Consider the following 14024-nt stretch of genomic DNA (forward strand, 5'->3'; position numbering starts at 1 on the left):
CCAGCATGAGCAAGTTCCATCCATTGACCGTATCGAAGGTGAAGCACGAGACGCGCGACGCCATCGCCGTCACCTTCGACGTCCCGCCCGAGCTGAAAGAGGCCTTCGCCTACCGCCAGGGCCAGTACCTGACCCTGCGCGCCACCATCGATGGCGAAGAGGTGCGCCGTTCGTACTCGATCTGCTCGGCCGTGCAGGACGCGCAGCTGCGGGTGGCGATCAAGCGCTGCAGCGGCGGCCTGTTCTCGGGCTGGGCCAACGACAGCCTGCAGCCCGGCGCGACGCTGGACGTGATGCCGCCCAGCGGCAACTTCAACGTGCCGCTCGATCCGGCCAGCAGCCGCCACTACCTGGCGTTCGCCGCCGGCAGCGGCATCACGCCGATCCTGTCGATCGTCAAGACCACGCTGCAGGCCGAACCCGAGAGCCGCTTCACCATCGTCTACGGCAACCGCGCCTCGTCGAGCGTGATCTTCCGGGATGAACTGACCGACCTGAAGGACCAGTACATGGGGCGCCTGCGCCTGGTGTACGTGATGAGCCGCGAGCAGCAGGACATCGAACTGTTCAACGGCCGCATCACCGAAGACAAGTGCAGCCAGTTCCTGCGCCACTGGATCGATATCAGGGACATCGACGTCGCCTTCATCTGCGGCCCGGAAGACATGATGCACGGCGTCTCGCGCGCGCTGCAGGAAGCCGGGCTGCCGAAAGAGCAGATCCGGATCGAACTGTTCGCCGCCAGCGCGCCGACACGCGAGCGCAAGCCGCGTTCGGCCGAATCGGCAGCACGAAACCTGACTGAAGTGACCGTGATCATGGACGGCAACGCCGCCAGCTTCACAATGGACAAGGACAAGGAATCGCTACTTGACGCCGGCCTGCGCGCCGGGCTCGACATGCGCTACTCGTGCAAGGGCGGCGTGTGCTCGACCTGCCGCTGCAAGGTGCTCGATGGCGAGGTCGAGATGGACGTGAACTACGCGCTCGAGGATTACGAAGTGGCGCGCGGGTTTGTGTTGAGCTGCCAGAGTTTCCCGGTCACTGACAAGGTGGTGGTCGATTTCGATATCCATGAGTAAGCGAATCGATCGATAGCCCGCAGCCCAAAGACCGTCGTTCCCGCCAAGGCGCCCGGCGAGGGCGGGAACGACGTGCAAGAGATAGCGACAAAAAAATGGAGACAACAATGAGCTACGAATCCATACAATTCAAGATCGAAAACGGCATCGCGCTGCTGACCCTGAGCCGCCCCGAGCGCCTGAACAGCTTCACCCAGGCCATGCACCTCGAAGTGCGCGACGCCCTCGATAAACTGCAGGCCGACAAATCCGTCCGCGTGCTGGTCCTGACCGGCGCCGGCCGCGGCTTCTGCGCCGGCCAGGACCTGTCCGACCGCGCCGTCGACCCCGGCGCCCCGAGCGTCGACCTGGGCGCATCGGTCGAAAAATTCTACGCCCCGCTGGTGCTCACCCTGAAGAACCTGCCGATGCCGGTCATCTGCGCTGTCAATGGCGTGGCCGCCGGCGCCGGCGCCAACCTGGCGCTGGCCTGCGACATCGTGCTGGCCGCCAAATCGGCCAGCTTCATCGAGGCTTTCAGCAAGCTGGGCCTGATCCCCGACACCGGCGGCACCTGGCACCTGCCACGCCTGATCGGCCACGCGCGCGCCATGGGCCTGGCCATGCTGGGCGAAAAACTCAGCGCCGAGAAAGCCGAGGAATGGGGCCTGATCTGGCGCTGCGTGCCCGACGAAGCCCTGATGGACGAGGCGCTGGCCATGGCCGAACACTTCGCCGCCGCGCCGACCAAGGGGCTGGCATTCACCAAGAAAGCCTTCCAGGCCAGCTACGCCAACTCGCTCGAAGACCAGTTGCAGCTGGAGGCCGGCATGATGCGCGAACTCGGCTACAGCCACGATTACCGCGAAGGCGTGGCCGCCTTCATGGCCAAGCGTACGCCGCATTTCAAGGGAGAGTGAGCATGCACGCCATCCCTCCAGGCAGCACGGTCGCCGTCATCGGCAGCGGCGCCATGGGCGCCGGCATCGCGCAGGTCGCGGCCACTGCCGGCCACCAGGTCCTGCTGTTCGATACCCGCGCGGACGCCGCCGACAAGGCCATCGCCGGCATCGGCAAGACCTATGCGAAGCTGGTCGAGAAGGGCCGCATGGGCGCGGTCGAATCCGACCTGGCGCGCGAACGCCTCAAGCGCATCGCGTCATTGCACGACGCCGCCGGCGCCGTCCTCGTCGTCGAGGCCATCGTCGAGAACCTGGACGCCAAGCGCTTTCTTTTCGCCGAGCTCGAAGGCATCGTCGGCCAGCACTGCATCCTGGCCACCAATACCTCGTCGATCTCGGTCACGGCGATCGGCGCGCAACTGCAGCACCCTGAGCGCCTGGTTGGCATGCACTTCTTTAACCCGGTGCCGCTGATGGCGCTGGTCGAGGTGATCAGTGGCCTGGCCACCGGCCGCGAGGTCGCGAACGTCGTCCACGCCACCGCCGAAAGCTGGGGCAAGAGCCCGGTGCATGCCAAGTCGACGCCCGGCTTCATCGTCAACCGCGTGGCCAGGCCGTATTACGCCGAAGCCCTGCGCCTGCTGCTGGAACAGGCCGCCGACGTGGCGACGCTGGACGCCGTGATGCGCGACTGCGGCGGCTTCCGCATGGGGCCTTTCGAGCTGATGGACCTGATCGGCCACGACGTCAACTTCTCGGTCACCAACTCGGTATTCGCCGCCTACTACAACGACCCGCGCTTCACGCCCTCGATCCTGCAGCAAGAACTCGTCAGCGCCGGCTTCCTGGGCCGCAAGACGGGACGCGGTTTCTACCGCTACGGTGACGAGGTCGCCAAACCGGCGCCGCAGACCGAGGCGCCAGGACAGAAACCGTCTGCGCTGCGCCATGCCGGCGGCATCAAGGCGGTCGATGCGCTCGCCGAACGCCTGCGCGGCGCCGGCTTCGACCCGGTCGCCATCGAGGCCGCACCCGGCCTGTATTGCGACGGCGCCGCGATCTACCTCACCGATGGCCGCAGCGCCACCGAGCGCGCCGAGGCGGACGGCCACCGCGATACGATCCTGTTCGACCTGCTGCTCGATCCCGCGGGAGCGACCCGCATCGCGCTGGCGCGCGCCGACCAGTGCGGCGACGCCGCCTGGCAGGCCGCGGTCGGATTGTTCCAGGCCGCCGGCTTTGCCGTCACGCGCCTGGACGACGTGCCCGGCATGGCCGTGATGCGCACCGTGGCGATGCTGGCCAACGAGGCCGCCGATGCCGTCAACCAGGGCGTATGCAGCGCCCGCGCCGTCGACATCGCGATGCAGAAGGGCGTCAACTATCCACGCGGCCCGCTGGCCTGGGCGGACAGCATGGGCTTGCGCCAGGTCGTCACCGTGCTGGCCAACCTGGCCGCCACCTATGGCGAAGACCGCTACCGCGTGTCGCCGCTGCTGCGCCGCAAGCTGGCGTTTGACCCGCAGGGGGCGCGTTTCCATGCACGTTGATCCACAACGGCTGGCCGAACTGGCCGGCCGCACGATGTACGAACGCGATCCGGCCAGCCAGGGCCTCGGCATGCAGCTGCTCGAGATCCGCCCCGGCTATGCGCGCATGTCGATGAAGGTGCGCGACGATATGCTCAACGGCCACGCCACCTGCCACGGTGGCTACATCTTCATGCTGGCCGACAGTGCCTTCGCTTTCGCCTGCAACTCGCACAACTTCAATACCGTCGGCGCCGGCTGCACCATCGACTACCTCGCGCCCGGCCGTCCCGGCGACGTGCTGGTGGCCGAGGCGGTGGAGCAGGCGCTGCAGGGCAAGACCGGCGTCTACGACGTCGCCGTGACGGACCAGGATGGGCGCACGATCGCGCTGTTCCGGGGCAAGTCGCACCGCGTCGCCGGCACCCTGGTGCCGATGGACGCGTGAATCGCTACTAGAAAGGAGATCGAGATGGTCCAACGCATTCCCGCCGATGGCGAGCTGGAACCGATCGAACGCGCCAGCCGCGACGAGCTGCAGGCGCTTCAGCTGCAGCGCCTGCAATGGACACTCAGGCACGCCTACGAGAACGTGCCGCACTACCGCGCCGCCTTCGACGAAGCAGGGGTACACCCGAGTGACCTGAAGACGCTGGCCGACCTGGCGAAATTCCCGTTCACCGAGAAAAAGACGCTGCGCGACAACTACCCGTTCGGCCTGTTCGCCGTGCCGCGCGAAGAGGTAGTGCGCGTGCACGCTTCGTCCGGCACCACCGGCAAACCGACCGTGGTCGGCTACACGCAAAACGACATCGACACCTGGGCCAATGTCGTGGCGCGTTCGATCCGCGCCGCGGGCGGGCGCAAGGGCGACCTGGTGCACATCTCCTACGGCTATGGCCTGTTCACCGGCGGCCTGGGCGCCCACTATGGCGCCGAGCGCCTGGGCTGCACCGTGATTCCGATGTCGGGCGGCCAGACCGAGAAGCAGGTGCAGCTGATCTGCGACTTCAAGCCGTCGATCATCATGGTCACGCCCTCGTACATGCTCAATATCGTCGAGGAGTTCACCCGCCAGGGCATCGACCCTGCAAGCTCGTCGCTGAAGGTCGGCATCTTCGGCGCCGAGCCGTGGACCGACGCGATGCGGCGCGAGATCGAGACGCGCGCCGGCATCGACGCGGTCGACATCTATGGCCTGTCCGAAGTGATGGGCCCGGGCGTTGCCAGCGAATGCATCGAGAGCAAGGATGGCCCCGTGATCTGGGAAGACCATTTCTACCCCGAGATCATCGATCCCGACACCGGCGAAGTGCTGCCGGACGGCGAAGAAGGCGAGCTGGTATTCACCTCGCTCACCAAGGAAGCGCTGCCCATCATCCGCTACCGCACGCGCGACCTGACCCGTTTGCTGCCACCGACCTCGCGCGCGATGCGCCGCATGGGCCGCATCACGGGCCGCTCGGACGATATGCTGATCATCCGCGGCGTGAACGTGTTCCCGAGCCAGATCGAGGAACTGATCCTCAAGATGCCGGCGCTGGCGCCGCAGTACCAGCTGGTGGTGGCGCGCGACGGTCACCTGGACACGCTCGAGGTGCTGGGTGAACTGCGTGACGCCTCGCTACCGTCAGACAGCGTGGATGCGCTATGCCGCGACCTCCAGCACTGCATCAAGACCTATGTCGGCGTGACCACCCGCGTGACCCTGCTGGCGCCGCAAGGCATCGAGCGCACGCTGACCGGCAAGGCCCGGCGCGTGGTCGACCGCCGTCCAAAACCTTAACTGGAGATTTTCATGATCGACGCCTTCATCGTTGACGCCGTCCGCACCCCCTTCGGCCGCTACGGCGGCGCCCTGTCCAGCATCCGTGCCGACGATCTTGCCGCGTTGCCGATCGCGGCGCTGATGGCCCGCAACCAGGGCGTCGACTGGACCGCGGTCGACGACCTGCTCTACGGCTGCGCCAACCAGGCCGGCGAAGACAACCGCAACGTCGGCCGCATGGCCGCGCTGCTGGCCGGCCTGCCGCAAGACGTGCCCGCCAACACCATCAATCGCCTGTGCGGTTCGGGCATGGATGCCGTGGGCACCGCCGCGCGCGCCATCAAGGCCGGCGAGGCGCAACTCGTGATCGCCGGCGGTGTCGAAAGCATGACCCGTGCGCCGTTCGTGATGGGCAAGGCCGACAGCGCTTTTTCGCGCGCGGCCAAGATCGAAGATACGACCCTGGGCTGGCGCTTCGTCAATCCGACGATGAAGGCAAAGTACGGCATCGACTCGATGCCCGAAACCGCCGAGAACGTGGCGCGCGAGTTCGGCATCGCCCGCGCCGACCAGGATGCCTTCGCGCTGCGCAGCCAGCAGCGCTGGGCGCGCGCGAACGAAGAGGGATTCTTCAAGGACGAGATCGTGCCGGTGACGGTGCCCCTAAAGAAAGGCGAGTCGCGCGTGGTCGACACCGACGAGCAGCCGCGCCCCGACACCAGCATCGAAGCGCTGGCCAAATTGAAGGGCGTGGTCACGCCGGACGGTTCGGTCAGCGCCGGCAACGCCTCGAGCCTGAACGACGGCGCCTGCGCGCTGTTGCTGGCCTCTGGCGAAGCCGCCGCCCGCTACGGCTTGACCCCGCGCGCACGCGTGGTCGGCATGTCCACCGTCGGCCTGGCGCCGCGCATTATGGGCTACGGCCCGGCGCCGGCGGTCAAGAAGTTGCTGGCCCAGACCGGCCTCACGCTCGAGCAGATGGACGTGATCGAGCTGAACGAAGCCTTTGCCGCCCAGGGCCTGGCCGTCACGCGCGACCTCGGCCTGGCGGACGACGACGCCCGCGTCAACCCGAACGGCGGCGCGATCGCCATCGGCCACCCGCTGGGCGCCTCCGGCGCACGCCTGGTCATGACGGCCGTGAACCAGCTGCACCGCACGGGCGGACGCTACGCCCTGTGCACGATGTGCATCGGCGTCGGCCAGGGCATCGCCCTGATCGTGGAGCGGGTCTAATCGATGGTAAAGGTTTATGAAATCGACGGCGTGCGACCGGTCGTGCATCCGACCGCCTACGTGCACCCGTCGGCGGTGCTGATTGGCGATGTGATCGTCGGCCCGCGCTGCTACATCGGCCCCTGCGCCAGCCTGCGCGGCGATTTCGGCCGCCTGATCCTGGAAGAGGGCGCCAACCTGCAGGACACGTGCGTGATGCACGGCTTCCCGGGCGAAGATACCGTGGTCGAAGTCGACGGTCATATCGGCCACGGCGCCGTGCTGCATGGCTGCCGCGTCAAGCGCAACGCCATGGTCGGCATGAATGCCGTCGTGATGGACAAGGCGGTGGTCGGCGAGGAATCGATCGTGGCCGCGATGAGTTTCGTGAAGGCGGGCATGGTGATCCCGCCACGCTCGATGGTAATGGGCGCGCCCGCGAAGGTGATGCGCGAACTCACCGACGAGGACGTGCAATGGAAAAGCTTCGGCACCCGCCAGTACCAGGAACTGGCCGTGCGCTCGCTGCACTCCATGCGTGAGGTCGAGGCGGATACCGAAGTGGAGCCGGACAGACAACGCATCGCATTCGACGCCGACGGCATGCACAAGCCGAAAGCCTGAAGAGACAAACGAGGAGACAGAATATGGGTGACATCCCGACACTACAAAGCCTGATCGCCGGCCGCTGGCACGGCCAGGAATCGCACACCGCGCTGCACAGCGCCCTCGACAACGCGCTGATTTATCACACGCACGCCGAGAAAATCGATTTCGACGAAGCCTTGAGCTTCGCCCGCAAGACCGGCATCAAGAGCTTGATGGGCCAGGACTTCCAGAAGCGCGCGCAATGCCTGAAGGCGCTGGCGCTCTACCTCATGGAGCGCAAGGAAGAGCTGTACGAGATCTCGCACCTGACCGGCGCCACGCGCCAGGACAGCTGGGTCGACGTCGAAGGCGGCATCGGCACCCTGTTCGCCTACGCCAGCATGGGTTCGCGCGAGCTGCCGTCGTCGAACGTGCTGCACGAAGGCCCGGCCATGGCGCTGGGCAAGCGCGGCGGCTTTTCCGGCACCCACATCCTGGTGCCGCGTGGCGGCGTGGCGGTGCACATCAACGCCTTCAACTTCCCGATCTGGGGCCTGCTCGAAAAATTCGCGCCGAGCTTCCTGGCGGCCATGCCCTGCATCGCCAAGCCGGCCACCGCCACCAGCTACCTGACCCATGCCGTGGTCAAAATGATGATGGAGTCGAAGCTGCTGCCGGATGGCGCACTGCAGCTCGTGATCGGCAGCACCGGCGACCTGCTCGATCGCCTCGGTGGGTTCGATGCCGTCACCTTCACCGGCTCGGCCGACACCGCCGCCAAGCTGCGTTCGAACCCGAACCTGATTCGCGCATCGGTGCCGTTCACTGCCGAAGCCGACTCGCTCAACTGTGCGATCCTGGCGCCGGACGTCACGCCCGACGATCCGGAGTTCGACCTGTTCGTGAAGGAAGTGGCGCGCGAAATGACCGGCAAGGCCGGCCAGAAGTGCACCGCGATCCGCCGCGTGATCGTGCCGGCAACGCTGGTCGACGCAGTCGGCGAACGCCTGCGCGAACGCCTGGCCAGGACCACGGTCGGCAACCCGAAGGTGGAGGGCGTGCGCATGGGCGCGCTGGCCTCGATGGACCAGCACCGCGACGTCAGCGAACGGGTCGAGCTGCTCGCGCGCGGCAACGAGATCCTGTTCAGCGCGCGCGACGGCTTCAATCCGGTTGGCGAGAACGTGGCCAGCGGCGCCTTCTTCTCGCCCACCTTGCTGCTGTGCCGTAATGCGATGGACAACGACGCCGTGCACGACGTGGAAGCCTTCGGCCCGGTCAGCACCCTGATGACCTACCGCGACATCGACGAGGCACTGGAGCTGGCCGCGCGCGGCAAGGGCAGCCTGGTGACGACGCTCGCTACCAAAGACCCGTCGATCGCCGCCTACGCCGTGCCGGTGGCGGCGGCCTCGCATGGCCGCGTGCTGATCCTGGACCGCGAGGCGGCGGTGGACAGCACCGGCCACGGCTCGCCGCTGCCGCAACTGAAACACGGCGGCCCGGGCCGCGCCGGAGGCGGCGAAGAGCTGGGCGGCATCCGCGCTGTCAAGCACTTCCTGCAGCGCGCCGCGGTGCAGGGTTCGCCAACCATGCTCGGCGCCGTCACGGGCGAATACGTGCGCGGCGGCGCCGTCAAGGAAAGCGAACTCCACCCGTTCCGCCGCTACTTCGAAGACCTGGAGATGGGCCATTCGCTGCTGACCCACCGCCGCACGGTGAGCGAAGCCGACATCGTCAATTTCGGCGGCGTCTCGGGCGACTACTTCTACATGCACTTCGACGAGATCGCAGCGAAAGACACGCAGTTCGGCCAGCGCATCGCGCACGGCTACTTCGTGCTGTCGGCGGCGGCCGGCCTGTTCGTGTCGCCGGCGCCGGGGCCGGTGCTGGCCAACTACGGCCTCGACAACCTGCGCTTCGTGGCGCCGGTGGCGATCGGCGACACCATCCGCGCGCGCCTGACCTGCAAGCGCAAGGTCGACCGCAACCGCGCGGATGAGCAGGGCAGGGGACAGGGCGTGGTGGCGTGGGATGTGCAGGTGACTAACCAGCGCGACGAGCTGGTGGCGAGCTATGACATCCTGACGCTGGTGTTGAAGCGAGATTAGTTCTCGCCATGCAACATGGAACTTAACTCAATGTGATCAGTCTAAATATGCTCTTGATGGAATAGTTTTTGGAGGGAATAATGTCCGAACTATAGAAAGAACTCTGAAGAAGGAAGGGCAAGGCGATGGCTAAGAAATTCAACGAACTGCGTGCTGGAATGTCGCCTGAAGCGCAGGCGCGGGCTGCTGCACGTGCGGAAGCCATGCTGGTTGAGATGCAGCTTCAAGAATTACGTAAGTCCAGGAACGTGACGCAGGTTGAAGTTGCTAGGGCGATGAGTGTAGAGCAAGCAGCAGTCTCAAAACTGGAGCGCAGGGACGATATGTATGTCAGCACGCTGCGTGATTATGTCAAGGCACTGGGCGGCGAGTTGAAGTTGGTCGCGTCGTTTCCCGATGCCGAGATCCAGCTTCATTCGTTTGAACCAGCCCGCTGACATCAGAATCAATCCAGCCGGCGGTCGTAGCGGTCGTGGGCGTGTTGGCTGATGAAAGTTGACAGGCCGCGGCCCTCGGCGGCCAACTTGCACATGCTGGCGATATTCGAGGCGCCTGCGCTGCCAATGGTATAGACATACCGAACACCACCTGTGAACTCGACAGTGATCGAATCCGCCCCGATCTGATAAGCGACGACACCCGATTGCCCGCTGCGATTGGCATAACGCTGCATGACTCGCCTCAGAAGTGAACATGGACCCGAGATGGGTCCATGTCTTTTTTCTGCAAGAACAAAAATCAGGACCGCGTACGCTGCAGCCGCAGCAATCCTTCCGGCGTGCGGATCGCGCGCAGGTCGTCGTAGTCCGGCACGCCGGTCACTTTCGTCTCGAGCGGCTCGTGGTGGGTGGCGGTGACGACGATGCTGTCCATCCCGGCCGCCTCGGCCGATTGCAGGCCGGCCAGCGTATCCTCGAACACCAGGCAGTCTTGCGGGCGCATGCCCAGCTTTTCCGCGCCCAGCAGGAACGGATCCGGCGCCGGTTTGCCGCGCTGGACGTCTTCGGCGGCCACCATCACGGGCGGCGTCGGGAGCCCGGCTGCGGCGATGCGCGCCTCGGCCAGCGCGCGCGGGGCCGAGGTCACGATGGCCCAGCGGTCGGCTGGCAGGGTGGCCAGGAAAGCCGCCACGCCGGCGATCGCCTCGATGCCTTCCACGTCTTCGATCTCGGCCAGCGTGATGCGGTGCGCTTCGGCTTCCACGTCGATATCAGGCAGGCCGACGCCACGCACCGTGTCGATGCTGCGCTTGCCGTGGATGGTCGGCAGGAAGACGTCGACGTCCAGGCCATGGCTGCGCGCCCAGGCGGCCCAGACACGCTCGGCGGCGATGATCGAAGTGAGGATGGTGCCATCCATGTCGAACAGGAAGGCGGCGTAGTCGCGGGTGGGGAGGGCGGTCATTGAATCGTTGCTGTAGAAGGGTGAACAGAGGGAGATGGGCCCTGGACGAGGGCCCATACACGTCGTTCCCGCGCAGGCGGGAACCCAAGTGCTGCTAGCGCCGTCGTAACGCGAAAACTTGGGTCCCCGCCTGCGCGGGGACGACGTTAGTTGGCCAGCTGCTGGCGCACGCGCACGATCGCCGCGCGCACCTGGTTCGGCGCGGTGCCGCCCACGTGGTCGCGCGCCGCCACCGAACCTTCGAGGGTCAGCACCTCGAACACGTCCTGCCCGATCAGCGGCGAGAAGCCCTGCAGCGTCTCGAGCGACATCTCGGACAAGTCGCAGCCCGCCTGGTCGCAGGCACGCACCGCATGCGCCACGGCTTCGTGGGCGTCGCGGAATGGCAGGCCTTTCTTGACCAGGTAGTCGGCCAGGTCGGTCGCGGTAGCGTAGCCCTGCAGCGCCGCGGCGCGCATGTTCTCGGCCTTGACCGTGATGCCCGACGCCATATCGGTGAAGATGCGCAGCGTGTCGGTCACGGTGTCGATGGTGTCGAACAGCGGTTCCTTGTCTTCCTGGTTGTCCTTGTTGTAGGCCAGCGGCTGGCCTTTCATCAGGGTCAAGAGGCCGGTCAGATGGCCATACACACGGCCGGTCTTGCCGCGCGCCAGTTCCGGCACGTCCGGGTTCTTCTTTTGCGGCATGATCGACGAACCGGTGCAGAAACGGTCGGCGATGTCGATGAAGCCGATGCGCGGGCTGATCCACATCACCAGCTCTTCCGAGAAGCGCGAGACGTGCATCATCAGGATCGAGGCGGCGGCGGTGAATTCGATCGCGAAGTCGCGGTCGGACACGGCGTCGAGCGAGTTGTGGCAGACGTCGTCGAAGCCCAGGGTCTTGGCCACGCGCAGGCGATCGATCGGGAAGGTGGTGCCGGCCAGGGCGGCGGCGCCCAGCGGCAGGCGGTTGACGCGGCGGCGCGCATCCTGCATGCGCTCGGCGTCGCGGCCGAACATCTCGACATAGGCCAGCATGTGGTGGCCAAAGGTGATCGGCTGCGCCACCTGCAGGTGGGTGAAGCCCGGCATGATGGTGTCGGCGTGGCGTTCGGCGAGATCCGTCAGGGCGCCGCGCAGGCCGTTCAGCAGGACCAGGATGTCGTCGATGGCGGCGCGCACGTACAGGCGGATGTCGGTGGCGACCTGGTCGTTGCGCGAGCGGCCGGTGTGCAGGCGCTTGCCGGCATCGCCGACCAGTTCGGTCAGGCGCTTCTCGATGTTCAGGTGTACGTCTTCCAGGTCGAGCAGCCATTCGAAGCTGCCGGCGTCGATCTCGGACCGGATTTGCGTCATGCCGCGCTCGATCTCGGCACGGTCGTGCTCGCTGATGATGCCTTGGGCCGCCAGCATCTCGGCGTGCGCCAGCGAGCCCTGGATGTCGTATTGCGCCAGGCGTTTGTCGAAGAACACGGACGCGGTGTAGCGCTTGACGAGATCGGACACGGGTTCGGAGAAGCGGGCCGACCAGGCTTCGGCTTTTTTGGAGAATTGTTCGGTCATGGTGGAATTCCGGTTGGGGATTCGACGATTATAAACCGCGCCGCCGCTCCGTCTTCCGGTGGGCAGATTACTGGGGGAAAGCTAGCGAAAAAAAGCTCCCTGCTGAGCTCAATCGAAACCAATACGGAGGCCAAACGGGGCTAGAATGGTTTTTTTGCCAGCTATGCAAGCCCAATGATTACGAACGATTCCAGCTTCCAGGTCAGCACCGACCAGTCCCGGCTCGATATCCCGATGATCTACCGCTTCCTCAGTGAGCAGTCGACCTGGGCCGTGGGTATTTCCCGTCCGATCGTCGAGCGCGCCATCGAGAATTCGCTGTGCTTCGGCGGCTACCTCGACGGCCGCCAGATCGCCTTTGCGCGTGTAATCACCGACTACGCCACCTTCGCCAACCTGGTGGATGTGTTCGTCGTGCCCGAGTACCGCGGGAACGGCTACGGCAAGCAATTGATCGGCGTGGTGCTAGGCCACCCCAGCCTGCAGAAACTGCGCCGCTTCACGCTGGCCACCAAGGACTCGCACAGCCTGTACGAGCGCTTCGGTTTTACTCCACCGTTGCGTCCAGAGACATTGATGGAACGTTACTTTCCCAACATCTATCTATCCTGAGCGTACTCAACATGGCGACGTGAATCTGGAATCAGGCTTACTCTGATGGCTCATCAGAGGAATCCCTATGTTCCGATTCGTCGTCCATGCCGTAATCACGTTGGCATTGCTGGCGAGCAGTGCCAGCAATGCCGCTGACAAAGAACCAGTACCGCCGAAAGGCTCGCTCGTCATCATCGGCGGCGCCCTGCGCGCCGATAACGATGCCGTGTGGGAACGCATCGTCCAGCTCGCTGGCGGCAAAGGCGCCCGGGTCGCCGTGTTCGCCTCCGCCTCGGCCAGTCCCGAACGGGCCGGCAATTATCTGGTCGAGCGCCTGAACCGCCATGGCGCCGACGCCTTCTTTGTCCCGGTTGCCGAGCGCCTGGATGGCGCCGACGGGCGCGCCGCGGCCGACGACCCCAAGCTGGCCGAGGCCGTGCGCACGGCCGGCGGCGCCTATTTCTCGGGCGGCGACCAGGGCCGCATCACGGGCGTCCTGCGCCGGCCCGACGGCAGCAACACGCAGGTGCTCGACGCCCTGTGGGACATGTACCGGCGCGGCGGCGTGATCGCCGGTTCGAGCGCCGGCGCCGCCATCATGAGCAGCACCATGTTCGGCCATCCGCGCTCGATCCTGTCCACCCTCCAGCATGGCGTCGACGACGGCCGCCAGATCACGCGCGGCCTGGGCTTCATCGGCGACGACGTCTTCATCGACCAGCACCTGCTGGTGCGCGGACGCTTCGCGCGCATGCTGCCGGCCATGCTGGCCAAGGGCTACAAGATCGGCCTCGGGATCGACGAGAACACGGCGATGGTGGTGGGGCCGAAGCGCGACGTCGAAGTGATCGGCTACCGCGGCGCGCTACTGGTCGACCTGAGCGAGGCCGCCACCCGCGACGGCAGTTTCAATCTCGCCAATGGGCGCCTGAGTTACCTCGACAATGGCGACCGCTTCAACCTGGCCACCAAGATCTTCACGCCGGCGCCCGAGAAGGCGCACGGCAAGGTCGATGCCAAGAAACCGTACTGGCGCGGCCCGCTGTTCTCGGCCGACATCCTCGGCAACGGCACGGTGGTCGACCTGATGGCCAAGCTGATCGACAGCGACCAGGTCGACGCGATCGGCCTGTCGCTGGACAGCCCCAATGCCGAGCGGCCCGACCTGGGCTTCGAGTTCAAGCTCAGTCGCGTCGGCGAGAGCGTGGGTTACCAGTCGGCGTTCAGCGAAGCCTATTCGGTGTATAACGTGCGGCTCGATATCCGGCCGATCGTGGTGCAAAGGCCGCTGTATCAGTACCGGTAGCC

14 protein-coding genes are annotated in these 14024 nt (G+C 65.8%); 11 read left to right on the plus strand and 3 right to left on the minus strand.

Translation table 11 applies throughout. From position 1 onward, the window contains the following. Positions 1-5: 5 nt before the first annotated feature. From paaE to SOM61_RS10635, 9 genes are all read left to right on the plus strand, one after another. Positions 6-1082 carry a 1,2-phenylacetyl-CoA epoxidase subunit PaaE gene (gene paaE / locus SOM61_RS10595; RefSeq protein WP_320474049.1) on the plus strand — a complete coding sequence of 359 codons (1077 nt, stop codon included), beginning with the start codon at positions 6-8 and terminating at the stop codon, positions 1080-1082. Between the two features lie 107 nt (positions 1083-1189). Continuing rightward, complete coding sequence (paaG, locus tag SOM61_RS10600; RefSeq protein ID WP_320474050.1) at positions 1190-1981, plus strand: 2-(1,2-epoxy-1,2-dihydrophenyl)acetyl-CoA isomerase PaaG; 792 nt, start codon at positions 1190-1192, stop codon at positions 1979-1981. A 2-nt stretch (positions 1982-1983) separates the two neighbouring features. Next, positions 1984-3513 carry a 3-hydroxyacyl-CoA dehydrogenase PaaH gene (paaH, locus tag SOM61_RS10605; RefSeq protein WP_320474051.1) on the plus strand — a complete coding sequence of 510 codons (1530 nt, stop codon included), beginning with the start codon at positions 1984-1986 and terminating at the stop codon, positions 3511-3513. After that, positions 3503-3940: a hydroxyphenylacetyl-CoA thioesterase PaaI gene (paaI, locus tag SOM61_RS10610; protein WP_320474052.1), complete on the plus strand. Its 438-nt coding sequence runs from the start codon at positions 3503-3505 to the stop codon at positions 3938-3940. Before paaH ends, paaI begins: the two co-directional genes overlap by 11 nt. Positions 3941-3964: 24 nt before the next feature. Next, positions 3965-5278 carry a phenylacetate--CoA ligase PaaK gene (gene paaK, locus SOM61_RS10615; protein WP_320474053.1) on the plus strand — a complete coding sequence of 438 codons (1314 nt, stop codon included), beginning with the start codon at positions 3965-3967 and terminating at the stop codon, positions 5276-5278. A gap of 12 nt (positions 5279-5290) precedes the next feature. Next, entirely contained in the window at positions 5291-6496 is a 1206-nt protein-coding gene (gene pcaF, locus SOM61_RS10620; protein WP_320474054.1) for a 3-oxoadipyl-CoA thiolase, read from the plus strand. A gap of 3 nt (positions 6497-6499) precedes the next feature. Then, the gene (paaY, locus tag SOM61_RS10625) at positions 6500-7099 is read left to right on the plus strand and encodes a phenylacetic acid degradation protein PaaY (protein ID WP_320474055.1); all 600 of its coding nucleotides are present in this window, start codon (positions 6500-6502) and stop codon (positions 7097-7099) included. A 23-nt stretch (positions 7100-7122) separates the two neighbouring features. Next, positions 7123-9174: a phenylacetic acid degradation bifunctional protein PaaZ gene (paaZ, locus tag SOM61_RS10630; protein WP_320474056.1), complete on the plus strand. Its 2052-nt coding sequence runs from the start codon at positions 7123-7125 to the stop codon at positions 9172-9174. 125 nt (positions 9175-9299) lie between these two features. Continuing rightward, the gene (locus SOM61_RS10635; RefSeq protein WP_320474057.1) at positions 9300-9611 is read left to right on the plus strand and encodes a helix-turn-helix domain-containing protein; all 312 of its coding nucleotides are present in this window, start codon (positions 9300-9302) and stop codon (positions 9609-9611) included. Positions 9612-9619: 8 nt separating this feature from the next. Here SOM61_RS10635 and SOM61_RS10640 read toward each other — a convergent pair whose 3' ends face one another. The 3 genes from SOM61_RS10640 to argH all read right to left on the minus strand — a co-directional run bounded on the left by SOM61_RS10640 (position 9620) and on the right by argH (position 12122). Then, complete coding sequence (locus SOM61_RS10640) at positions 9620-9847, minus strand: hypothetical protein (RefSeq protein ID WP_320474058.1); 228 nt, start codon at positions 9845-9847, stop codon at positions 9620-9622. A 65-nt stretch (positions 9848-9912) separates the two neighbouring features. Next, positions 9913-10578 carry an HAD-IA family hydrolase gene (locus SOM61_RS10645; RefSeq protein WP_320474059.1) on the minus strand — a complete coding sequence of 222 codons (666 nt, stop codon included), beginning with the start codon at positions 10576-10578 and terminating at the stop codon, positions 9913-9915. Between the two features lie 146 nt (positions 10579-10724). Beyond that, positions 10725-12122 (minus strand): argininosuccinate lyase, encoded by a 1398-nt coding sequence (argH, locus tag SOM61_RS10650; RefSeq protein ID WP_320474060.1) that lies wholly within the window; start codon positions 12120-12122, stop codon positions 10725-10727. Positions 12123-12296: 174 nt separating this feature from the next. Between argH and SOM61_RS10655 the strand changes: the two genes are divergently transcribed. Both SOM61_RS10655 and SOM61_RS10660 read left to right on the plus strand, forming a co-directional pair. After that, on the plus strand, positions 12297-12734 hold the full coding sequence (locus SOM61_RS10655) for a GNAT family N-acetyltransferase (RefSeq protein ID WP_320474061.1): 438 nt from the start codon (positions 12297-12299) through the stop codon (positions 12732-12734). 67 nt (positions 12735-12801) lie between these two features. Next, on the plus strand, positions 12802-14022 hold the full coding sequence (locus SOM61_RS10660) for a cyanophycinase (RefSeq protein ID WP_320474062.1): 1221 nt from the start codon (positions 12802-12804) through the stop codon (positions 14020-14022). The last annotated feature ends 2 nt before the right edge of the window (positions 14023-14024 follow it).

It is taken from the genome of Massilia sp. CFBP9012 (assembly GCF_034045115.1).
Taxonomy (GTDB): Bacteria; Pseudomonadota; Gammaproteobacteria; order Burkholderiales; family Burkholderiaceae_D; genus Telluria.

Bases quoted from the DNA above. Each gene is read 5' to 3' on its own strand.
- paaE (WP_320474049.1), top strand. From the start codon at position 6: ATGAGCAAGTTCCATCCATTGACCGTATCGAAGGTGAAGCACGAGACG.
- paaG (WP_320474050.1), top strand. From the start codon at position 1,190: ATGAGCTACGAATCCATACAATTCAAGATCGAAAACGGCATCGCGCTG.
- paaH (WP_320474051.1), top strand. From the start codon at position 1,984: ATGCACGCCATCCCTCCAGGCAGCACGGTCGCCGTCATCGGCAGCGGC.
- paaI (WP_320474052.1), top strand. From the start codon at position 3,503: ATGCACGTTGATCCACAACGGCTGGCCGAACTGGCCGGCCGCACGATG.
- paaK (WP_320474053.1), top strand. From the start codon at position 3,965: ATGGTCCAACGCATTCCCGCCGATGGCGAGCTGGAACCGATCGAACGC.
- pcaF (WP_320474054.1), top strand. From the start codon at position 5,291: ATGATCGACGCCTTCATCGTTGACGCCGTCCGCACCCCCTTCGGCCGC.
- paaY (WP_320474055.1), top strand. From the start codon at position 6,500: ATGGTAAAGGTTTATGAAATCGACGGCGTGCGACCGGTCGTGCATCCG.
- paaZ (WP_320474056.1), top strand. From the start codon at position 7,123: ATGGGTGACATCCCGACACTACAAAGCCTGATCGCCGGCCGCTGGCAC.
- SOM61_RS10635 (WP_320474057.1), top strand. From the start codon at position 9,300: ATGGCTAAGAAATTCAACGAACTGCGTGCTGGAATGTCGCCTGAAGCG.
- SOM61_RS10640 (WP_320474058.1), bottom strand. From the start codon at position 9,847: ATGCAGCGTTATGCCAATCGCAGCGGGCAATCGGGTGTCGTCGCTTAT.
- SOM61_RS10645 (WP_320474059.1), bottom strand. From the start codon at position 10,578: ATGACCGCCCTCCCCACCCGCGACTACGCCGCCTTCCTGTTCGACATG.
- argH (WP_320474060.1), bottom strand. From the start codon at position 12,122: ATGACCGAACAATTCTCCAAAAAAGCCGAAGCCTGGTCGGCCCGCTTC.
- SOM61_RS10655 (WP_320474061.1), top strand. From the start codon at position 12,297: ATGATTACGAACGATTCCAGCTTCCAGGTCAGCACCGACCAGTCCCGG.
- SOM61_RS10660 (WP_320474062.1), top strand. From the start codon at position 12,802: ATGTTCCGATTCGTCGTCCATGCCGTAATCACGTTGGCATTGCTGGCG.